We start from the raw sequence: 25,614 nt of genomic DNA on the forward strand, positions 1-25,614 counted from the left end.
TGATACAGGATACCAAAATGAAACTGATGACACTTGCAACACTCTTTGCCTTGTCCACTGGTGCAGCTTACGCGGGTGGAACCCATGGCGGCGGCCACGGCGAAATGATGGACATTGGTATGGCAGGCCAAAAAAAATCAGGCATGCGCACCATCAACATCGAACTGTTGGAAACCGACGATGGCGAGATGCTGTTTGAACCCCGCGACTTGCAATTCAAGGCGGGTGAAACCGTTATTCTCGCGATCAAGAACATCGGTGAGAATGAGCATGAATTTGTGATGGACACGGTTCACGCCGTAGCAGAGCACAAAGAACTGATGGCGAAATTTCCTGAAATGGAACACGACGACCCAAACGCCGTGCGTCTTCAACCCGGTGAAAGCGGCCAGATCATTTGGACCTTTGCCAATGCTGGCACGTTCGAATTCGCATGCCTGATCCCCGGCCACTATGAGGCCGGAATGCACGGCGCCCTGACCGTAAACTGAACCTCAAAAAATCAAAGGAAAACGCCATGAAACTTCTGAAAACGCTATCGCTGGCAACAACTGTTTTGGTCGCATCATTGTCTTTTGCTTCGGCGGAGACTTTTACGAAAGGCACCATCAAGAAGCTGGATACCAAAGCTGGCAAGGTCACCATCATCCATGAGGAACTGGTGGATCTAGATATGCCAGCAATGACCATGGTGTTTCGCGCCGACAAGGACATGATTGCCAAAATGGCTGAAGGGCAAGCGATCGAGTTTGTGGCAGACCGCGTGAATGGCAAGTTGACCGTCACTGCCCTGAAGTAAACCCATTGGGGCGTTGGCACATGCCTGCGCCCCAATTCCATGCACGCGTTAAGATCAGGAATATCACATATGAAACGAGCAGCTATAATATTTGTAGCCATCGCCATTGCGGCCGGTGCTTATGCCTTTACGCAATTCCAAACTCCGAGAATAGCCGATCAGGCCGAAGCGCCATTGCCCGACGATGCCCTTGTCTTTGTCGCAGAGCCAGCCACCCTTACCGAGCAAGAAAATATGGGGAAACGCGGCTTTGATGCCGTTTGCGCAGCATGTCACGGGACAAATGCACAAGGCAAGGACGGCGTCGCGCCTCCGCTCGTGCATCGGATTTACGAGCCAAGTCATCACGGCGATATGGCATTTGTTCTGGCCGCCAAGAATGGCGTTGCCGCCCACCATTGGCCCTTTGGAAATATGCCTGCGGTTGAGGGCGTGACCGATGCCGATGTGTTGAACATCGTCACCTATGTGCGCGCCTTGCAAAGAGAAAATGGGATAGAGTGATTGAGGTTTTTAGGTGCCGATAACTTTGAATGACATCAGACTTGCACCATCGGTGCATCTGTTCGCCATTTGAGCTTATTCTTGATTGCCTCTTTTTGATTAGGGCAAGATCGCCATGGATAGCGTCTTAACCTCCGCACAGCCATGCTGGAGTTTTCACGGGGAAGGCTTCAAATTCGCAGGTCTACTCAAAATTGATGTGCGCGCTTGTATTGGCACCGTGAAAGCGCGCTTTGCCATGCGTCGGCGCCCATGATCGCAGTCGTGAGCATAAATTCAGCACGCTTTACCATTGATTTGCACTCAAATTTATCCACAATGATCCTGGCCCAATCCGCGATGCGCTTCGTCAACACATAATCGAAACGAAAGCTATCGCCACATCACACAAAATTATTGGCGTCGCTGTAAGCCGCAATCCCATAAAGCCACGGAAAGTAGGAAAACAGCAAGGCTTTGATACTGTCGGGTTAGCCAACTTTCGCAAATTGCTTCGGACCTGTTCCAACGATGTTAAATGTCGCCCTCGGGCGGTATTTTTCTTTGAACTTTCAATGGACAGGAACTGTGGGTTTAAGAAACAAGTTCGACGCCCACCGCGAGGTCGATTCAATAATTATATAATAATTACAGAAACATATAAAAATGTTCAACTTATGGAATGGTCATCTTTTAGTGGGCGCGGCACCTAATTTCGAACATCATATAAAGGCAAGTATTTATGAAGTCGAGCTCGCGCAACCAACACTATTTTTGTTTTTCGCTGGGAGGTTGTTCTTGAGAGCCGATATCTTCAGGATATAGATGCTCAGAATGCGGTCGCATGTTATTTGAACGGTTTCTTTTCAAAGTGCGCGCAAATTGCTACACAAAATGCTACTCAATTCGCTACAGGCATGGATGGCATAATTTTATAAGTGATTGTTACTTATGAGATATTATTTTTTTCTGCTTTAAGCTGACGAACTCTCGCTCCGCCACAAACCATTCGCGAACCCGAGACAAGGCCCCAGTGTGGGTTTTTTTCTTTTTGGTTCAAAGGGGTTTAACGAGGCCATCCGACTTTCGGAGACTGGCCGTTTGCCGGAAATCGGTCTCTGAACGCCCCGCGTCTCCTTTCACCCGCCCTTCATCCAAATTGAGACGCATTCGGAAATGTATTTCTTTTCAGGTGCTTACCGAAAATGGATTGCGCCGCAGTTGAGGCAGGTTCGACCGCTATCGAAACGGTCAGAGACACCCGAAGGCGGCGTGGTTGTGCGGGGTGGTGCGAATGACCGCGAGAAGTCTTTGATAAAAAACAGACTTTCCGCTCATAGCCTGGCGGGATGTCGAACGGGCCTTGGACAGATGAAGAAAACGACCTGATCGTCGCAGATTACTTTGCGATGCTGGCCGATGACATTTCTGGGCAACGCTATAACAAGGCTGGCAATGAGCGCCGCGATGTGGCCAACGCCACAGACCGACAGTTTCCGGAGCCGGGGCGGTGCCCGAAAGCACGAGAAGGGGTTGGACGGGATGGCCCGGGACTGGCCGACGCCGATGGCGACGGACGGGAACAAGCCGAGCGCAGGCAATCGCAAGTCGGCCGACCTGACCCGCGCTAGTCAGATGTGGATGACGCCGACGGCGCGCGATCACAAGGATGGGGCAAGGAGCTTGGCGAACACACCGGTGAACGGCCTGCTTGGCCGCCAGGTCCTGGTGACGCCGATGGCTGAGAGCGATACCTCAGAGCAGCGCCGGACGCTGAACCCGCTGTTCGTCGAGGCGCTGATGGGCTGGCCCACCGGGTGGACCGGCTTCGCCTCTGTGGCAACGGCGTGGTTCCACTGGTTGCGGCGCATGCGCTGCGAACTCTCGCAGCTGAACTGCTGGCCGATGGATGAGGCGACCGGCTGAAGCAGTCGCGCTTTATGTCGCTGGCCGAGGCCATCGCCACCGACGTTGTTAAACCAACCGCCGCCGCAAGAACTGGAGCAGATGTTGCATGTCGCCCTAAAATTCGACGTGGCGGGTCGAGACGAACGCAACCGGGCCCTTGGCAGGGCGGGAGAAGAACGCGTTGTTGCACACGAGAAATCCGCGTTGAAGGTGGCCGGTCGAGATGACCTAGCGCGCAAGGTGCGTTGGAGCCGATGCTGCCGTCGTTTTCGAACTGCTCACCGCAATAATGGACCGGATCCCCGCCCGAGAGCAGACATGCTCGTGGTAGGCACCTTCATCGGCGTCCTGAAACCGACCCCAGCGGCTCACGTCATAGATCAGAATGGCCTTGAAATCCGCTTGGCCGGTTCGGACCTCAGCCATCAGGTTCTGAAGCGCTTCGCGGCCGTCCAACCGCAACCCGGACCGCCCAGAGTCCTCGAACACGCGCAGGATCTGCAAACCCCGGGCGGAGGCGTAATTTCGAATGATGTCGAGTTGGTTCTCGGTCGAGTACTTCTGATGATCGGTCGACATCCGCACATAGGCGACTGCGGGCACATCCGTTTCAGGCGGCTCGTCGCTCTTGTCGGAATGGGCCACCCATCGACCAGTCACATGCGTATCTCCTCATAATTCCAGGCAAATCCATCGCTCCCGTCGGAATCAACGGTTGAATTCTGCGCATCAATGTAAAGCGAAGGAGTGTGGAATGTCGTTTCCAAAAAAGGGCAAGTTCTTTCCAAAAGAAAACGGATATAATCGAAATGCTGTTCATCAGACGAGTGGATGCTTTGCCGAAGAAATCGCATCGGCGTTAAAACGGTCACTCGGCGACAGTAGGGCGGGTGTGAAAACGGTGGCGGCTTGGAAGGGTGCCAACGAGAAGACGGTGAAGAACTGGTTCTCGGGCACGTACGGTCCCAGCGGCGCGCACCTGATTGCGCTGGCGCGGCACTCTGTCGAGGTGCTGGGCACCTTCCTGGCGATGGCTGGGCGCGAGGATCTGATGGTGGCCATCAAGCTCGCGGCTGCCGAAGACGCGATTTCGGATTTGCTTGACGCCGTGCGTCAGCTTGGTGGCGACGATGTGGGCGACTGATTGAGTCAGCGATTTGCAGAGGTCATACCGGAATTGCTTGGCTTGATTACGACTTTGCGATTGTGAATGGTGCTCGAAAAGTGGGCTCCATTCACAACATCATGAAGCTGTGCTTCTTTCGGAAATGCTTCGCAAGGTTTTTGGATTTAACCTGAGTATTGCACTCTGGGCATTCGATCATGTCGTCTTCGGGAAAGGTAAAGGTTTTCGGGAATTTGATTGGTGCCAGAATTTTGAATGAGTACATCTCATCCTCGATCCAGCGGACAAATGTACATGCGGAGTCAAAAACCGCAATCCGGCCGACCAAGAATCCTGCGCTGTTCTTTATGAGCAGCATAAAGTTATCTTATCCTTGGCGGTGTTGTCATGTTCTCTGGCGCCATGCGTTCCCATGTGTTTGTCTGGGTGGAATGGACGCCATATTTCTTGTACAAGCCCGCCAGCGTCATCTCTTTGCGGGTTGCTTCAAGCGCACCCTTGGCTTTGAGCAAGGGCGAATGGTTCTTGCGTTTCTGCATTGGGGATCACTTCTTTCGCCATGCGATCCACCTTAACAACCGGTCCAAATTTCAGCGACCACCTCTGACTGATCCGGCCTGCGCCCTTTATACCAAAGACCTGCAGAGTGCCGAGACACAGCTTTATCGATGCCTATCTGCTTGTTGAGCAGTATTTTCCGGTTGGTTAGAAGCAGCCTCAGCCTTGCAATGACTTCGATTTGATATGGACTTTGGAGCATCCGTCGACGCGCATCGCCGCAGCGATAGTGCGGGCATCGTTTTTGATCCGTCATCACCGGTATAATCTTCGTAAAGGCGCGATGCTTGCGCGGGTCGGCGCGAATAGCGTTCAGGCCTCCTTCGCGTATGGTCAGGCTCTCATTCTGAATAAGGGATCAGTGGGGGCAGTCATTATCTATGGCGCGCATCAGAACATGATTAACCGCAGTCTTGTCTATCCATTCATCATTTAGAAAATGGCAGACTTTGCTGATATTGCCGGTCCAAAAATCGGCCGCATAAATACTTGAGTATTTTGATCAAGATCAAATTACGATGCCTTGGTTCCTGTTAAGTGTATCGCAGGATTCGATAGAAGGGCATTGTTCGGCCAAACCATTGGAAGCAAGTCTGGTTGTTTTACGCCTCGTCTGACGTTGCGTACATCTGGATGAAGGGAGGGCAGAGCAGCCAAGCCAGCAGGGAGGCCACACCGCCCGAGCTAGCCAGCACAAACCGAGATTTCGGGCCGATAACGCGGGCCTGCTAGCGCTGGAGACGGGCAATAATAATGACCAAGCAAACCACCAATAGAGCAGGCTGCGTCAAGGCGCGCCTTGGTAGGACACTTATATTAACCATGGCATTTTCCCTTTGTGGCACGGCTATACTGGCGCAAACTGCCAGAGAGCCAAGCGATGCCGTAGCTGAGACAGCCACGATGACCGCCAAGCAGAAAAAACAGCAGCAGATGCGTAAGATGCAGGCGCAGATGGCGGCGAAAAAGCGCAATGCCACACCGCGCACTACGCCAATTTATAATCCCGCGGGCGGGTTTCAGGGCCACAACCTAAAACGCGCCGATACCGCGACCTGTCTGCAGTGGCGCGGCGGCCCACAGGGCACTTTGATGCCGATGGGCATGACACCGTCGCCGGTGCCGGTGCAAGGCACCCATGGCGTTGTTGGGCTGTCCTATAACGCGGGTTGCGAACGTGCTGAAGCCTTTGCCAACGTTTCGACCCGTGTCGATAATTTTTTTCTTCGCGGCACGATCTATTCTGAATCGCTCGGCAGTTACGACACGCCTGCCGGCGCAGCGGTCAATCAGGGCAGCGGCCGGCTTTCTTATGCTTTGGGGGCCGGTTATGTGGCCCCTGACGGCTCATATCTGACATTTGACGCGCGGCAGATGCGTCGCGACGAGATCCGGTTTCCCGGTGCCTCGGCCGATACAAGACAATTCGACGTTAACAGTTACGACCTTGCGGGAAAGCTGATGTTGAACAGCCCGGGTCTGAAATCGCTCAGCTTCACGGGGAACTGGTCGGAAATGGACCGGACCAACGACAATTTCACCTATCGTACAGTTGCATCCCCGCCGACCGAGGTGCGCTTGCACCGTGAAACTGCCGATGCCCGCGTTGCGCTTGATGGTGGCGACAATGCGGTTTCATGGGCGTTGGGGTTTGAATACAGCTTGGATCGGCGTGATGGGACCCGCTATCAAGGCGCGTCGCTTGTTGCACAATCGCCCAATTTTGCCGATGCCGAGGTATCCAGCTATGCATTTACTGCTGATGGTATCTGGGCCTTGGCGCAGGATCGGCGGATCAAAGCGGGGCTGCAACTTGATTATGTTGAGGCTTCGCTTGGCGGGATCGACCGGACCGGGCTTTTTACTGGCGGCGCAGCTACACCAACTCCGCGTCAGTTGTTTGCCGCGACCTATGGCTACACTGGCGACGGCACAAGCAGCGAAATCAACCCGAGCGCTTACTTGCGTTATGAACAAGATCTGGATCTGCAACAGGGCAAAGGGCAGTATTTCGCCGGGCTTTCGTACAAAAGCCGAACTGCCTCACCATTCGAGCGTTATTTCACATCTTTCACCTCCACTTCGTCACCCGCTGTTTTGAACAGTTGGATCAGCAACCCTGATCTCGACCCTGAGCGCCATCTGATGATGGAGACAGGCGCGGGCATCCGAGGTGGTGCCTGGACATTGGCGGGGAGAGGGTATGCAGATTACGTCAAAGACTACATCCTCTGGGATCGGGCGCGCGGACAGTCTGGTGTTGCACGAAGCGACGGCGCCAACATATTCCGCAATGTTGATGCTTTTATTGCCGGGATTGAAGCTTCAGCCAAATATGAGTTCGGCAATGGATACTGGGCGGGCGCCGACCTGTGGCTGACACATGGCCAGAACACAACCGACGACCGCGCCATTGGCCAGATCGCCCCCGCAGAGGCTGCGCTCAAGCTTGGATGGAGCAAGGATAAATGGTCGGTTCAGGCCGATCTCCATTTGGTGGCCGCGTCAAGCAGGCTTGACGATGACATAACGACCGGTTCAGGCGTTGATGGTCTGTCCAGTGGCTATGGTGTTCTTGACCTTGAGGCGACATGGAAACCCAAGCCCAATGTGGCCATCCGTTTCGGCGCCGATAACGTGCTCGACAAGGTGTACACGCCGCTCATCGAACGCCGCGACCTCAATGATCCGTTCTATGCCAATCTGGTTGCGCCCGGCCGTTCAGTTTGGGTCATGGCAACAATGCAGTTTTGATTTTTCCTGAGCCAAACCCAGCCGGGAACTTACAAGGAGAACGATATGAACCTGAACCTTATGAAGTGCATCTGCCTCGCCGCGTTTCTGTCGGCCCCTATTCTGGCCCTTGGCAAAGCGGATTAGGGGCGCGTAACAAGTGGCAAAGTCGAAATCACTCCTAATCCATCTGGGCATTCTCGTCCTGCTTTGCGCGGCGGCGATTGCGCTGGCGACATGGCGTGGCGGGCTCTGGCCGTTTGAGCTGCGCTACTCGGTATTGGTGGCCGGGGCGGGGCTTGTGCTGTTGGTGCATGGATGGGGGTTGGTCTGGCTGGCACCTGTTGTGCTGGCAGCTTTGGTGAGGCCGCTTTCTGCGCGCATCGCGCTTTGGCCATTGGGGGTCTTGGGCTTTGTCGCGTTGCATTGGGCGTTTGGCCCGGGGCGCGGTTTTGCACCACTGAACGCACTGACATTCTTTGGCGGGGTAATTCTGTATCTCGCACCCGTTGCACTGGCGCTGGTCGTTGGCTCAGCGGTTGGCACAGTTGCCCGCAAGACCTCATAGGCAAACGCAGGCCAAGCCTGCTTCGCAAACGTAAAGGACTAACTCATGACTTGTTTCCACCTGACACGCCGTAGCATCCTCGCAGGTGCCGCCGCCAGCCTTGCCCTTCCCGCCATTGCGCGCGCGAATATAGGAAGAATCGAAGCTCTGGGTCTTTGGGGGCCACCTGCCGGGCCCTCAATCACACTGTCGCACGCCGTCGCACAAGACATGTTCAAAGGCATCGCGACAGAGGCGACGATGAACGCCTGGCGCACACCTGACGAATTGCGGGCCGGGCTGACCTCGGGGCAGATGCTTCTGTCTGTGGTTCCGATCCAGGCGGCGGCTCGGCTCTACAACAAGGGTTTTCCGATCCGCTTGGCGAACGTCATGACCAACGGGTTGCTTTACATCCTGACAGGCAACGATAGCATCAACAGCATCTCTGACCTGAAGGGCAAGCATGTGGCTGTGCCGTTTCGTGGCGACGTGCCCGAGATCATCTTTGGCCAGCTTCTGACCCATCATGGCATTGAGGCTGAAGCTGACATCAAGCTGACCTATGCAGGCACCCCGATCGAGGCGATGCAACTCTTGTTGGCGGGCCGGGTCGATGCGGCGCTGACAGCGGAACCTGCCAGCACAGCCGGGATCACCATGGCCAAACAGGCCGGCAAGGCGCTGCGCCGCGCGATCAACCTGCAAGAGGCGTTCGGCGAGATGACCGCCGGCTCTGCCGCTTTGCCACAAGCCGGGTTGGCAGTGATGCAGGGTTTTCTGGACAGCCACGGTGATGCACTGCCTGCTATCCTTGATGTGATCGCAGCCGCAACTGCCGAGGTGCTCGCCGATCCGGCGGCGGCCAATCTTTCCATCGCAACAAAACAGCTGGGGATGCCTGCGCCGCTTTTGGCCGGCTCTATCCCGCATTCAAACCTTGTTGCCCGCCCCGCGGTCGAGGCGCGTGGCGATGTGGAACAAATGCTGACGGCCATGGGCGCACCTGATTTTGCCAATCTAGGCGGGGGCTTGCCGAATGATGGCTTCTATCTCTGAGCGCGGCAACACTTCTGGCCGCCTGCATTGCGGGCGGACTTGCCTCACTTGTCGTACGAAACTGGCCACGGTACTGACGATCTAATCTAAGGAAAATGGCAATATGACACGCGCACACCGTATATTGGAATTTCTCTGGTCTGGCTGGTCCGGTCTGGCGGCGCTTTGCTTGCTGGCAGCTGTCTGGCAGGCTGGGCACGAGGCTTACGGGCCTTTTATCCTCACCTCGCCTCTGGAAACGATACAAGCCATCGGCGTGCTGGCCAGCAGCCGTGAGGCCTGGGAAATCGCGGCGCTGACACTGCAACGCGCGGTCAGCGGTTTTGCCTTGGTGGCGCTTGCAGGTACGGCACTTGGCGTCGCTGGCGGCTATTCGCCGGCCACAATGCGGTTGGTCACACCGCTTATCACCGTGCTGATGGGGGTGCCGCCCATTGCCTGGATCGTCTTGGCGATGATCTGGTTTGGCGGTTCGGATGCCACGGTGCGGGTCGTGATCGTGATCTCGGCGCTGCCCACCGTTTTTATGGGGGCGGCACGAGGGATTACCACGCGTGACCCTGTGCTTGACAAGATGTCGGAAGCGTTCGGCGCAGGGGCGGTGCGGCGGTTCTTCGGCATCGGGCTTAGGCAGACAACAACCACGCTCTTCCCGGCTTTTGCATTGGCACTGGGCACCTCGTTCAAAGTCGCAGTGATGGCCGAGCTTTTGTCCAACGCGGGCGGCATTGGCGGCGCGCTGGCAATGGCGCGGATGAACCTTGATATCGCGCAGGCGCTGGCCTGGGTGAGCATTGCTGTGATCCTGCTGATCATGGTCGAATACACACTTGTCCAACCGGTCAAATCCGAAATTGACCGGTGGCGTCACGCGGCACAGCCATGGGGGGTCAAGCGATGAACGTGTTGGAACTTTCGAACGTTGGCCATGCTTATCTGGGCCGCACCATCCTGGAGGGCATCAACCTGCGCGTCGCCCCCGGTGAGATTGTTGCGCTTGTTGGTCCTTCCGGGTGCGGGAAATCCACCTTGGCCCACATCGCGGCGGGTCTGACCGCGGCGCGTTCGGGCCACATTACACGCGGCTATGCCCGCCACGCGATGATCTTTCAGGATTCCGCATTGATGCCTTGGGCGACGGCGGCAGGCAATATCGACTATGCGCTGCGGCTGTCAGGTGCAAAACGGCGCGACCGGCATGCGCGGCTGGTCGCGGTCGCGGACCATGTGGCGCTGACGTCCGAGGATCTGGCGAAATACCCTATTGAGCTGTCTGGCGGGATGCGTCAGCGCGTGGCCATCGCCCGCGCCCTCGCCATCCAGCCGGATTTCATGTATTTTGATGAGCCGTTCACGGCGCTTGATGTTGCGCTCAGACGCAGAATGCAGGATCTGGTGATCGAAACCTGCGCCGATGGAAACCTCTCGGGTCTTTTCATCACCCATGATCTGAATGAGGCCGCCCGTATTGCACATAGGGTTGCCATTCTGGACACGCGTGGCAACGGTATTCTTGGTCATCGCAGCCCACCCGGCAGCCCACGCACGCGAACGGATACGCAGGTTTTTGATTGGGTGCAGAACGCGTTGCAGGGTGACCCGATCTTTCGCCATATCCACGATGTTGATGAAAGGCAGATCGCATGACATATCCTTCGGCAGCCACGCGGCCATTTGACGCCAAGCTCCCCAATCGGATTACGGACCTTTCGCACGAGGGGTTCCGTTTGTTCTTTCCAATCTCGGCGCTCTATCTCGCGCTGTTTCCGTTGCTTTGGGTGCTGGCGTGGGATTTCGACTTGCCACTGGCGCGTACAGTGCCACCCGCGCTCTGGCATGCGCATGAAATGCTGATCGGCGGTTTTGGCGCGGCGCTTTTGGGGTTCATTACCACCGCAGCACCCGAATGGACCGACACCGAACCACCACGCGGTCGTCCGCTTTGGGCGCTGGCGGGGCTTTGGGCCATTGGCCGGATCGTGGGCCTGTTGGGCTGGGACGGGTTGGGCCTGTTGGGGGCGGTGGCCGATCTGGGCTGGATGGTGGCCCTGCCGGTCTGGCTTTTGTGGTCGTCGTGGCAAAAGCGCACCGACCGGCTGTTGCCCTTTGTCTTCTGGATCCTTGTGCTGATCTGTTGCACCGCAACCGCGCGCGCGGGCTTTGTTCTGGGTAAGCTTGAGATGGCAACGCAGGCTATTCACCTTGCAGGCTTTGCTTTCCTTGGCCTTTTGGGATTGGCCCTGTCGCGCATCACCGTGCCTGTCACCAACCAGATTCTTGACCCGAGCGAGCGTACCTCTCCCTTCCGACCCCACCCCGGACGTAAGAACCTTGCGCCGGGGCTGGTTCTGGTGGCGATGGCAGGCGATGTGGCAGGGCTTAGTCCGGCTGTCACGGCCTATCTTTTTCTGGCCGCTGGTGCCGCTTTCATGGACCGTGTGGCCGAGGCGTTCATCGGGCGCGCTGCACTACGCGCGGAAATCCTGATGTTGGCGGGATCCAGCCTACTGGCAGGCATCGGGCTTTTGATGGTTGGAGCGGCGCGACTTGAGGCGCCTTGGTCCGAGGTGGCGGGGCTGCATGTGGCGTTGATGGGCGGGCTGGGGCTGGGTGTTTTAGCGGTTTTCTGCATCGCGGGCCTTTTGCACAGCGGTCGCAGTTTGGGCGTGCCTGCGGTGGCACGCGCGGGTGCTGTGATTATGGTGGCGGCGGTTGCGCTAAGGGTGCTACCCGATCTGGGCATCGACCTGCCGGGGCCGCTGCATGCGCTGGCGTCACTGGCGTGGGGTGCCGGTTTTCTCATGTGGCTATGGACCTTCTGGCCCTTCCTGTCTGTGGTAGAAGAGGAGGACGCAAAAAATTCAATCACGCCCGATCTTAAAGCGCCCATTGTAACTGATAAGGCCGCATAGCGCCGGAAATGACAAGGCAGTCGCGTTGATCTGGCCTGATCGGTCGAGGGCGTTTTCTGAACGCGAAAAGGTGGATTGATAATAATGGTTCAGGCGACTGCGATGATCGAATAGTCTGGCGTGCCGTCCCAAACCAGATCCCAGGACGCGCCCGGGCGGACATTCTGGATGGCGCGGGGCTCAAAACACACGAGGCAGTTACCGCCCGGCGTCGGCGCGCGGACCGATGGATAGATCAAACCGCGTGAGCCTTTACGCTGCAGGTGGTGGGCAAGGCTTTGGCCCTCGGGATATCCGACATCGGGATTGGCACCCAGTGCCGGATGATCTGGTTCGTCGGTAATATCATCAAAAACCCCGATGAAGTCGGCCAGCAACTCGACATAGCGGGTGTTATCTTCAAAGCAGCCCGTGTAGCCAAGCTCTCGCGTCCTGTGCCACGCCACTTCACTTACGGAGACCATGACGTTCCAGGCACAATACCACGCACCACGATTGCCGGAGTTGAAGCGGTTCCCACCCGCCCGCGTGTAGGTGAAGGCCGCATTAACGTGGCTCTCGCCATAAATACGCAGGTCTTGACTTCGCCGCTGCCAGGCAAGCTCGCGCGGATCCAGATGTGGGTTCCGACCCCGCTCAGCCTGAAGACGCCCACTGGTCAAACCTTCGATCTGGGCGAGGATTTCAAGTTGATCATCCGTATCGACCAGACCCCGCAGCGCGGGTGGCTTGTGATACGTTGCGGGCAAGAGCCGAACGAGACCGCGATCAGAAATCTCGGTTTGTTTCATGCGCCACCGCGCAGGGCGTCGAGATAAGTCCGAATGACAAGGATCTGGGGCAAGCCGCCCTCGATTGCTGTCTCAACGGGACGTTGGCCACCGAACAAGGGGCCCGCGTTCGGCCGCGTAAACCAGCTTCTCGCGAGGGGTTCGGAAAAATAGAGCTCGAGCGACTTATAGATGCCGATCACCGCGCTGAGGCGCAGAAGCTGATCCTTGGTCAGTTCTCCCGCAAAATCGGGCTTCTTGGCGCGTTTCCATGTGCTGTCGGACATATCCGCAAGGCCTGCAGCATCCTTCAGGCTGAGGGCCCAAGCATCGACAATGCGCGCATAAGCTTTGAGCGCAACGGCGTTGATCTGAGCGGGTTCGCAGGTCTTGGCGACAACTTGCATCGAGGGTCTCCTTTGCATCAATAATAGCTCATATGGACTGAATGTAAAGATCATATGAACTTACTGGGCGCACAAGCAGACAGCAGGGCACTGGCTCGTTTTATCGTCATCCGAACCGGCGCCCTGCGTCAGAGATGATCGCGAAAGATCAGACCGGGCTAGGGCCGTCTTGCGGCCTCAGCGTTGCGTATTGGCGCAACTGACGGTGCAGTTCTGATCCACCGAATGCCACGGAATTCTCTTTTCAGCAGAGGTGATCGGTGCGCCTTGAGGTGCGACAATAGCGGCCATGTTCCGGGCCATACTCTTGCTGGTGCGTCGCACCATCGTAACTCATTGGGATTGAGCAAGATAACGCCGCTTAACACAGGCTGAAAAGTGAAAACCAAAGGGGTCTGACCCTTGGGGTCATCGGCTCTCGAAATAGTCCAGTGGGATCTTCAAGTAAGAGCGCCCGTTGTCTTCGGGCGGAGGCATGCGACCTCCACGAATATTGATCTGCAAGGCCGCCAGCATTAATTTCGGCAGGCTTAGCGTCGCATCGCGGGCATCGCGTACGGCACGGTATTCGGCCTTCGAAGGGTTGCCCTTCCAGTGGATATTGGTTGTGCGATGCTCGGCGACTGTCGCTTCGCACGCGGCTTGACGGTCTGGAGCGTAATCATGGCCGACAAATACCCGTGTCTTTTCTGGTAGATCCAGAATGGACGCAATGCTCTCATAGAGTTGTGCCGAGCTGCCGCCCGGAAAGTCAGCCCGCGAGCTGCCGCTGTCGGGCATCATCAACGTGTCATGCACAAAGGCCGCATCACCTGCGATATAGGTGATCGACGCCAATGTATGACCCGGGGAAAACATGACCTTTACCGGCACATTGCCCACCATGAAGTCCTCGCCATCGGCAAACAGGCGGTCCCATTGGCGACCGTCAGTGGGGAAGTCGTCTGGCAGATTGTAAATGCCCTGCCAGAGGGTTTGCACAGCGGTGACCTTTTCCCCGATGGCGGTTGGCGCCCCTGTCTGCTGCTTCAACCAAGGCGCTGCCGAGAAATGATCGGCATGGGGGTGGGTGTCGAGAATCCAGACCAGCGCGATCCCCTTTTCCTGCACATAAGCAAGAAGCCTTTCTGCGTTTTTGGTGGATGTCGCCCCCGCCAGCGGATCGTAATCCAGTACGGGGTCGACGATTGCCCCTTTCATGGTCTCGGGGTCGTGGAACACATATTGCCAGCTTCCGGTTGGTTCATCCCAAAAGCCTTTTACGATTGGATTACTCATTCATTTTCTCCTGATACTTGGGGGGTGGCCAAGCCCGCAGGCTTGGCCGTCAAGGTTCAGTTCCTGCTTGCTTTCATCATCCACAGCTCTTTCTCATGCCACTCAAGACGGTCGGTCAAGATACCGGCAGAAACCTCATCGCCTGCCTCCCCGTTCGCGGCGATCGCATCGCGAAGGGTCTTGGCAAGGGCCTCATGCCCCGCGATCAACTTTACTATCATCTCATCCGCTGATTGCGCGGCGGTGTCCTCGGGGCGGGCCAATGCCATCAGATCGGCAACCGTTCCGGGCGCATAGGCCCCTTGGGTACGGATGCGTTCGGCGATCTCGTCCAGTGCTGCCCAGAGGTTTTGATATTGCTCTTCAAACATCACATGCAATTGGCGAAAGTTCGGCCCCTCGACATTCCAGTGATAGCCGTGGGTCTGGACATAAAGGCGGAAAGTTTCGCCCAAAACGGCATTCAGGGCGGCGATGTTTGTTTGCGATGCGGTGGACATGAAAAGTCTCCTGTTGTTACACGCGAAAATGTAAGAAGTACTTGTTTTTGAACTAAGTATTGTTTGGCAGGCCACAAGGGCCTGCCCCCTGCGTCAAAGCGCGCGCGTTGAGAAATACCAATCAACCGTGTCATAGCCTTCACCGGCGCGGGCCATTGCCGCCTCGGGCGTGGCCGGAGTTGGCACGATCACCGGATCACCGGGTTTCCAGTTCTCTGGCATCGCGCATTTGTTCTCATCTGCTGTCTGCATGGCGACCAGCAGACGGTAGATCTCGTCCACCGAGCGTCCCGCGTTCATTGGATAATAAACCATCGCACGCAACACGCCCTCAGGATCGATCAAGAAGGTTGCACGAACAGCGGCCGTGTCGGATGCGCCGGGCTGGATCATGCCATAAGCCTGTGCAACCGCCATGTTGAGGTCGGCAATGATCGGAAACTTGATCTCAACGCCAAATTTTTCCTTGATGTTCAACATCCACGCGATGTGGCTGTAATGGCTGTCGATGGACAAGCCCAAAAGTTCAGTGTTGAGAGCATTGAAATCGGACTGTTTTTTGGCAAAGGCAATGAATTCGGTTGTGCAGACAGGGGTGAAGTCAGCCGGGTGGGAAAACAGAACAAGCCATTTGCCGCGGTAGTCTTGCAGCGTTTTGCGACCATGGGTGGTTGGGGCGTCAAATGCGGGCGCGGGCTCGTTCAAACGGGCGCCGGCGGCGTTGATCTGATCGGTCATGTTTTGTGTCCTTCTTGGCAACATTTCGATGACACATCGATAGCGGCTGCACACAAATAGGGGAAATTGAATATAATTATAAAAATAATAGGAAAAATCTATAAGTGCTTGCCTGAGGCAGAAGTGCCACGACCAAAAAGAGCGGGAATCCGGATACAGTCGACATCCCTGTGAAACCTTGCGAGGTTGCCATGTGTTGATGGTGCGCTTTGTTGCCCTTGCCGGTTTGACCATGGCGCATTCTTTTTGATACGCTAACCGGAGAAATCACCTCTTGAAAGGAGCACCCATGTGCCGTGTTTTTATCGGTGCTGACCCGAGCCTTTGGGAAAGCACCACGCGATCGTTTCGGATGGACGGCATGGTCACAAGTGTGCGCCTTGAGGCCATGTTCTGGAACGCGCTGGAAGATATTGCGTCGCGTCAGGATTTGAACATGCCGCAGCTTTTGCACCAGCTTTACAATGAATCCATTGATGAGGGCCATGATTTAGGGAACTTTACGTCGTTCCTTCGGGTCTGCTGCATGCGCTTTCTTGATTTGCAACTGACCGGCTTGTTGCCAACCGATACCACCACCGATTTCGAGGCGCTGCCAGCCGAGGATCTTTTGACCCGTGAGCGTGCCTTTCGGGCAAAAGCCGCCACCCATCGGGCGGTTCATTCCAAGCAGCACTGACGTGAGGCCCGGCATGGACAGCTCCACGCCGGGCCTTCGTTCGCTATGGGCAGGTCAAAGGTTGCCTTTGCCCATTTCCGCAGCAATGTGATCTGCCTGACGAATGGCCAGCGCGACGATTGTCAGTGTCGGATTTTCTGATGCACCCGTTGTGAATTGCGACCCGTCCGAGACAAAGAGGTTCGCGATGTCATGGGTTTGCCCCCAACGGTTCACGACACCATCGCGTGCATTTTCTGACATCCGGTTGGTGCCAAGGTTATGCGTCGACGGGTAGGGAGGTGTCGGCAATGTGCGCGTGGCCCCGACCGCGTCATAGATTGCCTGCCCGCGATCATAGGCGTGGGCGCGCATGGCCTTGTCGTTTTCATGGTCCGAATAATGCACATTGGGCACCGGCATGCCATATTGATCCAGTACATCGGTATTCAACTTTACGCGGTTGGTTTCCTGCGGCATATCCTCGCCGACGATCCACAAACCGGCCATGTTTTCGTAGTGGTCAAGGGCGGTGGTAAACTCACGCCCCCATCCTCCCGGATCAAGGAAAGCCGCCATGAACGGCAGACCAAGGCTAAGCGTCTCAAGCTCATACCCGCCGACAAATCCGCGTGACGGATCATGCCGCGCTTCGTCTTGCATGATGCCGGCCATCGTTGTGCCGCGCCACATTTTGACGGGTTTATCAAAGATACCGTAAACCGATCCTGTCAGGTGACGCATATAATTGCGACCGACCTGACCGGATGAATTGGCCATACCGTCAGGCTACATCGAGGATGCAGAGTTCAACAGCAAGCGCGGGCTCTCGATAGAGTTCCCCGCGACACAAACCACCCGTGCCTTTTGCATCTGTTCTTTGCCGTTGGCATCCATATAGACAACGCCGGTGACCTTGCCGGTCTTGTCATGTTCAATCCGTAGAACATGCGCTTTTTCGCGAACCTCAAGGTTGCCCGTCGCTTCGCCCGCCGGAATATCCGTATAGGCGGAAGACCATTTGGCCCCCCATTTACAGCCTTGGAAACAAAAGCCGGTTTGCTGGCACGCCATACGATCCTTGGTCTCGGCTGAATTGATTGCCATGCGCCCGGTATGGACATCCTTATACCCAAGCGCTTTGGCGCCTGCCTCAAAAACCTTGTAGTTATTGCTTCCCGGCAGGCCCGCATTGCCGTTGGTGCGGGTGACGTTCAACTTTTTCTCGGCCTTGTCATAATAGGGGGCCATTTCGGTCCCATCGATTGGCTAGTCCAAAAGGTTCGCACCCTTGACCTCGCCATAGTTCGTTTTGGCCTTCCATTCATGATCCTGAAACCGCAGCGACGCGCCCGCCCAATGGGTCGTTGTGCCGCCGACCGCCTTGACGATCCACGCAGGCAAGCCCGAAAAATCATTGGCCACGCGCCAGTCGCCCGATGTGGTTCTTCCGTCCAGCCATGCTAGCTGCCCGAAACTGTCCCATTCATCATTGATATAATCGTCAGGTAGGTACCGCCCGCCTGCTTCCAGGGCTACAACGCTGACGCCTTTCTGGGCCAGTTCATTGGCCAGAACGCCGCCGCCTGCGCCGGTTCCGATGATAACGACCACACTGTCGTCGGTGAGGTTAAAAGGTGCCGTCATGGTGCCGTCCCTCCCTTATATCCAATTGATGTCGTTGAAACCGCGATTGATATAGCCGCCCTGACTAAAGCTCTCGCCCTCATAGCCAAAGATCGGCCAGATTTCTTTTTGGTTATAAAGCCCCGTCACCAAACCGCCGCGCACCTTTTGAAAAAAGACCGTGTCCTCCATACTGGTCAAGATCGCCACGCGGTCTTTTTCTCAACCGGTTTTGATGTAACTGTCGAAGCCAGCAGCGCGCGCTGCCTCATCCAGCGCCAGAATGCCGGCCTCGGTTTCATCCACCGCCTCGGGCACATCATAACGTTTGACCGCAATCGCATAAAACTGGTCTGCGACCTGATCGTGCGGATAGATATCGCGCGCCATCTGGACCTATGTGGCCATTGTTTCAGGTTTCAGTGCATCCATGGTTTGTGCCCATGCCGCGTCGTGCCCCGCAATAAAGCCGGGTCCGACAACGATCGCGGCACTTGCCGCAACGCTTCGCGACAACAATTGCCGCCGTGTCATCGTCTTCAATGTTTGTGTCATTTTCGTCCTCCCTAAGTCGTCTTTATTTATAGCTTTATTTATAGCGGCCATGCCTTTGCATAACTTCTATCTCATATCCGTCCGGATCCTTCACAAAGAAGAACCGGGCCAGTAGCCCCCCATCTTTATTGAAATCCACGATCTTGCGCGGCGCCAGGCCGGCCGCTGTAAACCGCGCATGTTCTGCGTTCAGATCCTCGACGGTAACCGCCAGATGCCCGTAACCATCGCCCAGATCGTAGGGCTCCGTGCGGTCTTTGTTTATGGTGAGTTCCAGTTCAAAACCGGTCTCGGAGTTTGAAAGATAGACTAACGTAAACGTGTCAAAATCCAGCCGTTCCGCGACCGTCAGCCCGAGTGCTGTTTCGTAAAATTCGACTGAGCGCTTCTCTTCAAGAACGCGGATCATTGAGTGAATTGCCTTGGCCATCGGTTTCTCCTGCTATAAGCAACTGCCAGTCGCTCTTGATAGCGCATTGGAAACCGGAACGGGTATTAACGCGTTACTACGTCGGGCCTTGGCCGTTGCCGGATGACTGAGGCGCCGCTAGGTTTGTAGACGGTTTACTTGGTAAATTTTGGAGCCAAGGAAAGACGGATATGAAGAAGGGCATTCGGTTTACGAAAAAGGCAGGCTCAGAACCCCTTAATTTATTTGCGGTTATCTGGTCTGTATTATTCGAACTCTCAAATTGAGGGGGTTTGATAAGCAATCTTTACTGGCTGAACGAGGAACAGATGGCGCGGCTTCGGGCTTGTTTTCCGAAGAGCCTAGCAAAATACGGTGTCGTCGTCATGCAAGGGATGGTTCAGTTTGGACGTATGATAACCAGCTTTGATGAAGCCGCGGCTGGCCTACCCGCGCAAATACTGAGCCTTTGCCGCGCATACATTGGTCGGATCGCTCTTTTTGACGACAGGATTGGCGCGCTGGATCAGAGATCAAAGGCCGGGCAAAAACAGATGACGCAACATAACGGATCATGACGACCCCCAGGGTTGGGCCTATGTATGCCACGACCATTCCGGCCTTTGCGCCGCCGATAGAAAAATTTTCTAACGGCCGAGAATTTGCAGCCTGGGTCGCGGGCTTGTACCAAAGCAGACGTCGACCGGTAAGCGACAAACCTTGGGTCGAACCTCAAAAATGAGACAGTGCGATATAAGGCGATTGCTAATTTCAGGCGCGTCGTGCGAATGTACGCCTCCGGCGTGATAGCCGTCGTCCGTTTGGCCATCCGGAAAGCTCCACCACCTAAATCATGGCTTGCCAGGATGCTTGCGCGCAAGCGTGGTAACAACCTCGGCGAATGAAGGGTTGGCATATCAGTGCTACGGCCGCCGCATCTGAAACAAGGTGTCGATCACTGCGTAGTCCTGATAGCCAAGCCGTGTCAGCGGTTTGTAGCGCAACACATCAAAACGGCCTTCTTCGGTCAGGCAGTCATCGCGCAGATGGATCGCCTCGACGCGGGCAAGGATCATCAAATTCCCCTGTCCCTCAAGATCAATCGCCTGCGTCAGGCGGCATTCCAATACCGCCGGGGCGTCCTTGAGGCGGGGACAGTCGATAGTTTCGCATTCAGCGATCGTTAGCCCCAAAGCGTTGAATTCGCTTTGATCCGCAGGATAGCCCGCCGATGAGGCATTGAGTGCCTCGCGATCCGCAAATCCCGCGATGTTAATGCTGAACACGCCAGTTTCCAGTATGTGGCTATAGCTGTCCTTGCCCTTGGCCCGGTCCGGTTTGCCACCGATGGATGAGACAATGACTTGCGGTGGGGTATAGGCGACGGCGTTGAAAAACGAATAGGGTGCGAGGTTCGTCGCGCCATTCGCGCCACGCGTTGAAATCCAAGCGATCGGGCGCGGCGACACAAGCGCGGCGAATGGATCACGCGGCAGGCCAGAGCCCTCTTTCGTCAGATAGAACATCGCTTTCTCCCTTACAACGCCGGCCCTTACGCCATTATCTCACCAAGGCCCTGAAAACTCTGCGACCAGAGCAACAAGGAGCCCGGGCCGCCATTTACGAAACTGCCGACACTGAATACAATAGATGCGTCATCTGTAAATAGGGTGCGCGCAACCTATCCATTGCCAACCTGCGCGCACATCATTGCCGCAGCGAGCGGGTCAAAGACTGCAACCGCCAATGCAGTTGCAAAAAAGGGCGGCGCAATGCGCACGCCACCCTGATCAAAAAGCCCAACCCCAGAGTGAAGGCCGGAAGTGTTTACAAGTTGAATTATTGCGCGTTCTCAACGGCGCGTACAGAGAACTTGCGAGGGTCGTAGTCGTAAACCCAATCGGTGTTGATGCCTGTGGTGCGCGGGTCTTCTTTGGCGCGCCGGGCATATTCTGCGTCACGAATTGCCATCTCTTCTTCTGACGGAAGGTGATAGGTGCGGCCCCGCTCACGGGCCTCCAGTTGGACGCGGGCAGTGCGTGGCAATCTTTCACCCTCATAGGCGCCAAGCGCCACAGCCAGATCGTCAGGGCTTTGTTCCAGCGCTTTGGCCAGCACATAGGCGTCCTCAATCGCCATGGCCGCACCTTGCGACAAGAAAGGCAGCATCGGATGACAGGCGTCGCCCAAAAGGGTGACCGCACCCTTTGACCAGGTTTCCATCGGATCGTGATCGAACAGACCCCAATTGAACACCTCTCCGACGCCGGAAAACAGCTTTTGCAGATCGGGGTGCCAATCTTGGAAATCGCTCAGCATGGCGTCTACCGATGCGCGGGTGCTCCAGCTTTCATCGACCCATTCGGGGGCCTCAGTCACTGCCACAATGTTCACCGCATCGCCGCCTTTGACGTAATAAGTAACGACATGGGCTTTGGGCCCCATCCAAAAGGCGCTTTCAGGGGCGACATGATCAACAACACCCCCCGTCGGCACCAGCGCACGATAGCATTGATGACCCGTCCAACGCAGATTGTCGTCACCAAAAATAGCTTTGCGCACGACCGACCGGACGCCATCGGCACCAATCACAAGATCAGCGTCAAAGTGGCTTCCGTCTTCGAATGTTGCGCGGGCACCGTTTTCGGTTTGCTCCACCCCTGTGCACGCCATGTTGAATTTGCACACGCCTTTGGGCAACGCATTCACAAAAACATCCAGAAGGTCGGCACGATGCACGTGAATGAACGGCGCATCATAATGGGCGCGAAACTCATCGCCAAGATCAATGCGGAAGTTTTCACGCCCCGTTTTCCAGTGCCGACCCGTTACCGCCTGCGGGTAAAACGCGCTGTCGAACAATTTTTCCGCCAGGCCCAGTCCTTTCAGCGCTTTGACCGCGTTGGGTGTGATCTGAACGCCGGCGCCCACTTCACCAAAGGCAGGCGCCTTTTCAAAGATTGTTACGTCAAATCCCTTTTGGAGAAGGGCGTGAGCAGTCGCGGTGCCACCAATGCCACCGCCGATGATTGCGATTTTCATGTTAGTCTCCTTGATTTTTTGTCAGAGCCAGCTGTCAGTCGCGCCAGCGGGTCAGTCGCTTTTCCAGTCTTCCCAAAACGCCCAACTCCAGAAGCTGCATGGCAATGATGAAGATGATTGCGATGGCCGCCACTTCCCGCATCCGAAGCAATCGGAAGCTGTGGAAAATGTCGGCGCCGATACCGTTTGGCTGGCCAATAGCCTCCACAACAACGACCAGTTTCCACGAAAGAGCGAAGGAAAAGCGGATTGCCGTCAAGAGGGCAGGCACCATTTGGGGTGCAAGAACAGTCGTTAAACGCACATTGCGTGGCAGGTGGTAAATCTGGGCCATTTCATCAAGTGACTTGTCACGGGCGTGGATATTCGAGCGCACGATGTTTGTGACAAAAGGCGTCACAGCGACCGTCAGTGCGACAAAGCCAGCGGCCTCTCCGGTGCCAAGCGCCAGGATGGCAAAGATAATATAGACCGGATCGGGCACAGCCAATGCAAGCGCAAGAAGCGGTTGAAAGAAGGCTTCGGCACGTTCGCTCAGCCCGATTGTCAGCCCCAGTGCCGTACCGACAAATGTTGCACAGATGAAGGCCATCAAGATGCGACCAAGCGTGATAAAGAAACTGTCCCAGAACTGGCCTGAGCCAAGCTTGTCAACCATGGCAATTGCCGTAGCATCAATGCTGGGCACCCAAGGCCGAAAGTAAATTGACATGATATACCAAAGGACAAGCATGGTCCCCAAGGCAATCACGGCAGCCCTAAGCCTCAGTGAGCCTGTGAATCGGGCGAGCGGACCAACAGTCACGCCGTTCAGTTGCGGTGAGATATCCGAATTATGCAACGTCCCGGCCCTCGCTTTTGGCAAGACCCCAAGGTGTCTGAACGCGCGCGATGATATCTCCCTCAATCTCAGAAATACGCGGGTCATCATAGTCGCGGGGCCGCTCAAGCGGAACCTTATAGTTTTCATGGACACGTCCGGGGCCGCGTGACAGGATCAGGATACGATCAGCCAGATAGACCGCTTCGCGGATCGAATGGGTTACAAAAACAACCGTAACGCCAGTGCGTTGGCAAATGCCGGTCAGCTCTTGCCGAAGAGAGCGCGCAGTTACCTCATCGAGCGTCGACAGCGGCTCATCCATAAGGATATACGACGGATCGACCACAAGCGCGCGCGCAATGGAAACACGCTGACGCTGGCCGCCCGACAATCGCATCGGCCAAGAATCCTTGAATTGGTCAATGTGCAGGATGCTCAGAATTTCGTCAATTTTTGCATCCCACTCGGCGCGGGGCACCCCGGAAGGGGCCAACGCTATTTCAAGGTTCTGGCGCACGGTCCGCCATGGCAACAAGCGGTGCGACTGGAACACATAGCCAAGACGCGGCGCCTTTGACTGAGGGGTGAACAATTCCTCGCCTTCGACATAGACCCGCCCACGCGTAGGCGCCCTCAGGCCGGAAATCACATTCAGCATTGAGGATTTACCACAGCCGGATGGCCCGAGGATCGCGACAAATTCGCCGCGCTGGATGTCAAAATCCAGCTTGGAAACCGCTTCATATGTACCGTATGAAACACCGAGGTCTTCAACCTTCAGCACCGAGTTTTTTACTTCTGAAGTCATTGTATTGTACCTTATTCAAACAGTGAGGCCGCTTAGCGCCAGCGGAAGGTAAACTTTTCCAGATTACGGATAAGGCCGTATTCAGCGATGAGAACGATGAGCATGAAAACGAGCAGCCAGAGGTGGACTTCGATCATAATCATGTATTCCCAAGCGTGTTCGAACCGTGCACCGAACCCTGATCGCGCAGCGCCAAAAATTTCGGCGACGACAATCACTTTCCACGACAGGGCATGGGCGTTGCGCAGGGCCGAGAAAATATAGGGTGCCACAAAGGGAGCCAGATATTGCGCACCTGTGCGAACAGATTCAGATGATAGATCTGGGCCATCTCATCCAGTTCGTGATCCGCACTGTTAAGCCCATCCCGCATGCCGATCGCCATGTAGGGGAACGTGATGAACGCAACCACAAGGATGTAGCCCGCTTCGGAGCCTTTGAAAATTGCCAGACCAAGGATCGCAGCAATCGCGCTTGGCGTTCGAAGGGCTGCGATGACGTAATACGTCAGAACGTAACCCATGAACTTCGATCTGGACATGACGAAGGCGGCGATAACGCCCGCGACGATCCCTATGGCAAGTCCGATAACCACCCGCAGCAAAGTAATTCCAATATTGGTCCAGGTATCTCCTTGGGCCAAAAAGTGGGGCAGAGCGCGCAAAACATCATCGGGGCGTTCGATAAAAGTTGCGCGGTCGGCTGCAAAATACCATAGCGGGATGAGGAGAAGGAGGGCCGCTGAAGCCCAGGTTAATCTTTCTATCCGGGACATGGCTGCCCTCCTTTTTTGGCTTAGGGCCGCGGGCCGATTGCATCTTCGAGGGTGACCATGATGCCTTCGGGCACGTTCTGAATGACCGACCCCTCTTTTGCGAGCTTCTCAAGGAATGCCTGCGCAGCGTCGCGTTTGTCTTCGGACCAATCGTTGCCGAAGTAGCCATAGGTATTGCCATTCTCTATGATCTGATCGAGGACCGCTTCACTGGTAATTCCTAGCTTTTCAACGATATATGGCTTGCGAAGAATTTCGTAGTTGCTTTCTTCCAGAAGGGCAATTGCCTCATCATAGGCATCGCGGACGGCATAGGCCGTTGCCGGATTGTCCTGCATCCAGTCGTCATGCATCACGATATTGGTGATCCAAGGCGCAAAGCCGCCGGTGAATTTGGAATAATCCGCATAGGCCTGCAACAGGTAACGACCGTCGGTTGCGACCATCGCCTCGGAGATGAAGGACTCAAAATTGAAGATCGCGTCAACTTCGCCCTGTGCCAGCAATTGGACCAATGCCGCCGGACCAACTTGGGACATGTCGTATTCTTCCAGAACATCGAAGCCATACATCTCTTGGACGATCAAGCGAATGAAGGAGGTGGTGCCGGAATCCGCGCCGAAATGTCCGACACGCTTGCCGCGCAAATCCTCAGGGGTCTGGGCGTCTGATGTTCCGGGAACAACGATGCCAAGATAAAGGTTGCCTACAGGGTAGATTGCAGAAACCTCGAACCCTTCTTCGCGGGCAATGGCAACGCCGAGCATGTCGTTATCCATCGACACATCGGAATTTCCGATTAGAAAATTCTGAAAAAGGCCGTCGCTGGAGAGGTATTCGAACGTCCCCTCAAATCCATATTTTTCGTCAAGGTTCTCACCTTCGATAATCATCATTGGCACGCCGCCGATGCTTCCTGCGACTGCCTGAAGGGTCACAGATGTGTCTTCGGCGGCGACTGGCAGTGCGACCGCCACCAATCCAGCGGCAAATAAACTACGTTTTGAAGTCTTCTTCATGGGTCCATCCTGTTGTGTTGTTTCTTTTGTTAGGAATCACTTTATCGAGCGAGACAATTAATCAAGTGTATAATTAATATT

29 protein-coding genes and 5 pseudogenes are annotated in these 25,614 nt (G+C 55.7%); 16 read left to right on the plus strand and 18 right to left on the minus strand.

Annotated features, from left to right (window positions below; all coding sequences use genetic code 11):
• The first annotated feature begins 17 nt into the window (after positions 1 to 17).
• The 6 genes and pseudogenes from AKU94_RS06800 to AKU94_RS20335 all read left to right on the plus strand — a co-directional run.
• Entirely contained in the window at positions 18 to 491 is a 474-nt protein-coding gene (locus tag AKU94_RS06800; RefSeq protein ID WP_050526547.1) for a cupredoxin domain-containing protein, read from the plus strand.
• A 26-nt stretch (positions 492 to 517) separates the two neighbouring features.
• Positions 518 to 799: a copper-binding protein gene (locus AKU94_RS06805; protein WP_050526548.1), complete on the plus strand. Its 282-nt coding sequence runs from the start codon at positions 518 to 520 to the stop codon at positions 797 to 799.
• Between the two features lie 69 nt (positions 800 to 868).
• Positions 869 to 1,303, plus strand: a complete 435-nt coding sequence (locus tag AKU94_RS06810; RefSeq protein ID WP_050526549.1) for a c-type cytochrome — start codon at positions 869 to 871, stop codon at positions 1,301 to 1,303.
• 1,328 nt (positions 1,304 to 2,631) lie between these two features.
• A pseudogene (locus AKU94_RS20980) lies at positions 2,632 to 2,772 on the plus strand (DUF3883 domain-containing protein); the annotation flags it as partial.
• 52 nt (positions 2,773 to 2,824) lie between these two features.
• A complete protein-coding gene (locus tag AKU94_RS19990; RefSeq protein WP_198144865.1) occupies positions 2,825 to 3,208 on the plus strand; it encodes a hypothetical protein in 384 nt (127 codons plus the stop codon).
• Positions 3,209 to 3,229: 21 nt separating this feature from the next.
• Positions 3,230 to 3,439: pseudogene (locus tag AKU94_RS20335) on the plus strand (DUF3883 domain-containing protein); the annotation flags it as partial.
• On the opposite strand, the pseudogene AKU94_RS06825 reads toward AKU94_RS20335, so the two are convergent.
• Positions 3,435 to 3,769 (minus strand): annotated as a pseudogene (locus AKU94_RS06825) (recombinase family protein); the annotation flags it as partial. The pseudogenes AKU94_RS20335 and AKU94_RS06825 overlap by 5 nt on opposite strands.
• Positions 3,770 to 3,944: 175 nt before the next feature.
• On the opposite strand from AKU94_RS06825, the gene AKU94_RS06830 reads away from it, so the two are divergent.
• Positions 3,945 to 4,334: a hypothetical protein gene (locus AKU94_RS06830; protein WP_050526553.1), complete on the plus strand. Its 390-nt coding sequence runs from the start codon at positions 3,945 to 3,947 to the stop codon at positions 4,332 to 4,334.
• A 91-nt stretch (positions 4,335 to 4,425) separates the two neighbouring features.
• Here AKU94_RS06830 and AKU94_RS19995 read toward each other — a convergent pair whose 3' ends face one another.
• On the minus strand, positions 4,426 to 4,674 hold the full coding sequence (locus tag AKU94_RS19995) for a hypothetical protein (RefSeq protein WP_050526554.1): 249 nt from the start codon (positions 4,672 to 4,674) through the stop codon (positions 4,426 to 4,428).
• A 4-nt stretch (positions 4,675 to 4,678) separates the two neighbouring features.
• Positions 4,679 to 4,855, minus strand: a complete 177-nt coding sequence (locus tag AKU94_RS19640; protein ID WP_157056454.1) for a hypothetical protein — start codon at positions 4,853 to 4,855, stop codon at positions 4,679 to 4,681.
• An 841-nt stretch (positions 4,856 to 5,696) separates the two neighbouring features.
• Here AKU94_RS19640 and AKU94_RS06845 point away from each other — a divergent pair.
• From AKU94_RS06845 to AKU94_RS06870, 6 genes are all read left to right on the plus strand, one after another.
• Positions 5,697 to 7,628, plus strand: coding sequence for a TonB-dependent receptor plug domain-containing protein (locus tag AKU94_RS06845; RefSeq protein WP_157056455.1), 1,932 nt, complete (start codon positions 5,697 to 5,699; stop codon positions 7,626 to 7,628).
• Between the two features lie 139 nt (positions 7,629 to 7,767).
• Positions 7,768 to 8,175, plus strand: coding sequence for a hypothetical protein (locus tag AKU94_RS06850; RefSeq protein ID WP_050526556.1), 408 nt, complete (start codon positions 7,768 to 7,770; stop codon positions 8,173 to 8,175).
• 45 nt (positions 8,176 to 8,220) lie between these two features.
• On the plus strand, positions 8,221 to 9,213 hold the full coding sequence (locus AKU94_RS06855) for an ABC transporter substrate-binding protein (RefSeq protein ID WP_050526557.1): 993 nt from the start codon (positions 8,221 to 8,223) through the stop codon (positions 9,211 to 9,213).
• 103 nt (positions 9,214 to 9,316) lie between these two features.
• Complete coding sequence (locus AKU94_RS06860) at positions 9,317 to 10,114, plus strand: ABC transporter permease (RefSeq protein WP_050526558.1); 798 nt, start codon at positions 9,317 to 9,319, stop codon at positions 10,112 to 10,114.
• Positions 10,111 to 10,860, plus strand: a complete 750-nt coding sequence (locus AKU94_RS06865) for an ABC transporter ATP-binding protein (protein WP_050526559.1) — start codon at positions 10,111 to 10,113, stop codon at positions 10,858 to 10,860. The genes AKU94_RS06860 and AKU94_RS06865 overlap by 4 nt, the downstream gene beginning before the upstream one ends.
• Positions 10,857 to 12,125 (plus strand): NnrS family protein, encoded by a 1,269-nt coding sequence (locus AKU94_RS06870; RefSeq protein WP_083444976.1) that lies wholly within the window; start codon positions 10,857 to 10,859, stop codon positions 12,123 to 12,125. Before AKU94_RS06865 ends, AKU94_RS06870 begins: the two co-directional genes overlap by 4 nt.
• Positions 12,126 to 12,214: 89 nt before the next feature.
• Here AKU94_RS06870 and AKU94_RS06875 read toward each other — a convergent pair whose 3' ends face one another.
• The 5 genes from AKU94_RS06875 to AKU94_RS06895 all read right to left on the minus strand — a co-directional run bounded on the left by AKU94_RS06875 (position 12,215) and on the right by AKU94_RS06895 (position 15,818).
• Positions 12,215 to 12,916 carry an RES family NAD+ phosphorylase gene (locus AKU94_RS06875; RefSeq protein ID WP_050526560.1) on the minus strand — a complete coding sequence of 234 codons (702 nt, stop codon included), beginning with the start codon at positions 12,914 to 12,916 and terminating at the stop codon, positions 12,215 to 12,217.
• A complete protein-coding gene (locus AKU94_RS06880) occupies positions 12,913 to 13,302 on the minus strand; it encodes an MbcA/ParS/Xre antitoxin family protein (RefSeq protein ID WP_083444977.1) in 390 nt (129 codons plus the stop codon). Before AKU94_RS06880 ends, AKU94_RS06875 begins: the two co-directional genes overlap by 4 nt.
• 408 nt (positions 13,303 to 13,710) lie before the next feature.
• Entirely contained in the window at positions 13,711 to 14,580 is an 870-nt protein-coding gene (locus AKU94_RS06885) for an MBL fold metallo-hydrolase (protein WP_050526562.1), read from the minus strand.
• 56 nt (positions 14,581 to 14,636) lie between these two features.
• Positions 14,637 to 15,080, minus strand: a complete 444-nt coding sequence (locus AKU94_RS06890) for a Dps family protein (protein ID WP_050526563.1) — start codon at positions 15,078 to 15,080, stop codon at positions 14,637 to 14,639.
• A 93-nt stretch (positions 15,081 to 15,173) separates the two neighbouring features.
• Entirely contained in the window at positions 15,174 to 15,818 is a 645-nt protein-coding gene (locus AKU94_RS06895) for a peroxiredoxin (RefSeq protein WP_050526564.1), read from the minus strand.
• A 289-nt stretch (positions 15,819 to 16,107) separates the two neighbouring features.
• Here AKU94_RS06895 and AKU94_RS06900 point away from each other — a divergent pair, with 289 nt between their 5' ends.
• Positions 16,108 to 16,497 (plus strand): ribbon-helix-helix domain-containing protein, encoded by a 390-nt coding sequence (locus AKU94_RS06900; protein WP_050526565.1) that lies wholly within the window; start codon positions 16,108 to 16,110, stop codon positions 16,495 to 16,497.
• 54 nt (positions 16,498 to 16,551) lie between these two features.
• Here AKU94_RS06900 and AKU94_RS06905 read toward each other — a convergent pair.
• The 3 genes and pseudogenes from AKU94_RS06905 to AKU94_RS06915 form a co-directional block, all read right to left on the minus strand.
• Positions 16,552 to 18,123, minus strand: a pseudogene (locus tag AKU94_RS06905) (GMC family oxidoreductase).
• 15 nt (positions 18,124 to 18,138) lie between these two features.
• Positions 18,139 to 18,657: pseudogene (locus tag AKU94_RS06910) on the minus strand (Twin-arginine translocation pathway signal).
• Positions 18,658 to 18,691: 34 nt separating this feature from the next.
• Positions 18,692 to 19,087, minus strand: a complete 396-nt coding sequence (locus AKU94_RS06915) for a VOC family protein (RefSeq protein WP_050526566.1) — start codon at positions 19,085 to 19,087, stop codon at positions 18,692 to 18,694.
• Between the two features lie 272 nt (positions 19,088 to 19,359).
• On the opposite strand from AKU94_RS06915, the gene AKU94_RS06920 reads away from it, so the two are divergent.
• Together AKU94_RS06920 and AKU94_RS20865 are read left to right on the plus strand one after the other, a co-directional pair.
• Positions 19,360 to 19,644 carry a hypothetical protein gene (locus AKU94_RS06920; protein WP_050526567.1) on the plus strand — a complete coding sequence of 95 codons (285 nt, stop codon included), beginning with the start codon at positions 19,360 to 19,362 and terminating at the stop codon, positions 19,642 to 19,644.
• A 20-nt stretch (positions 19,645 to 19,664) separates the two neighbouring features.
• Entirely contained in the window at positions 19,665 to 19,808 is a 144-nt protein-coding gene (locus AKU94_RS20865) for a hypothetical protein (protein WP_408633675.1), read from the plus strand.
• Positions 19,809 to 19,989: 181 nt separating this feature from the next.
• Here the strand turns inward: AKU94_RS20865 and AKU94_RS06925 are convergent, their stop codons facing one another.
• The 7 genes from AKU94_RS06925 to AKU94_RS06955 form a co-directional block, all read right to left on the minus strand.
• Positions 19,990 to 20,592: a flavin reductase family protein gene (locus AKU94_RS06925; protein WP_050526568.1), complete on the minus strand. Its 603-nt coding sequence runs from the start codon at positions 20,590 to 20,592 to the stop codon at positions 19,990 to 19,992.
• 313 nt (positions 20,593 to 20,905) lie between these two features.
• The gene (locus AKU94_RS06930; protein ID WP_050526569.1) at positions 20,906 to 22,108 is read right to left on the minus strand and encodes an FAD-dependent oxidoreductase; all 1,203 of its coding nucleotides are present in this window, start codon (positions 22,106 to 22,108) and stop codon (positions 20,906 to 20,908) included.
• Positions 22,109 to 22,142: 34 nt separating this feature from the next.
• The gene (locus AKU94_RS06935; RefSeq protein WP_198144861.1) at positions 22,143 to 22,766 is read right to left on the minus strand and encodes an ABC transporter permease; all 624 of its coding nucleotides are present in this window, start codon (positions 22,764 to 22,766) and stop codon (positions 22,143 to 22,145) included.
• A 175-nt stretch (positions 22,767 to 22,941) separates the two neighbouring features.
• Positions 22,942 to 23,739 (minus strand): ABC transporter ATP-binding protein, encoded by a 798-nt coding sequence (locus AKU94_RS06940; RefSeq protein ID WP_050526571.1) that lies wholly within the window; start codon positions 23,737 to 23,739, stop codon positions 22,942 to 22,944.
• Between the two features lie 32 nt (positions 23,740 to 23,771).
• Positions 23,772 to 24,011 carry a hypothetical protein gene (locus tag AKU94_RS06945; protein ID WP_157056457.1) on the minus strand — a complete coding sequence of 80 codons (240 nt, stop codon included), beginning with the start codon at positions 24,009 to 24,011 and terminating at the stop codon, positions 23,772 to 23,774.
• Entirely contained in the window at positions 23,954 to 24,514 is a 561-nt protein-coding gene (locus AKU94_RS06950; protein WP_050526573.1) for an ABC transporter permease subunit, read from the minus strand. Before AKU94_RS06950 ends, AKU94_RS06945 begins: the two co-directional genes overlap by 58 nt.
• Before the next feature lie 20 nt (positions 24,515 to 24,534).
• Positions 24,535 to 25,533, minus strand: coding sequence for an ABC transporter substrate-binding protein (locus AKU94_RS06955; RefSeq protein ID WP_050526574.1), 999 nt, complete (start codon positions 25,531 to 25,533; stop codon positions 24,535 to 24,537).
• Between the last annotated feature and the right edge of the window lie 81 nt (positions 25,534 to 25,614).

The sequence above is a fragment of the Pseudorhodobacter aquimaris genome, assembly GCF_001202025.1.
In the GTDB taxonomy this organism is placed as follows: Bacteria; Pseudomonadota; Alphaproteobacteria; order Rhodobacterales; family Rhodobacteraceae; genus Pseudorhodobacter; species Pseudorhodobacter aquimaris.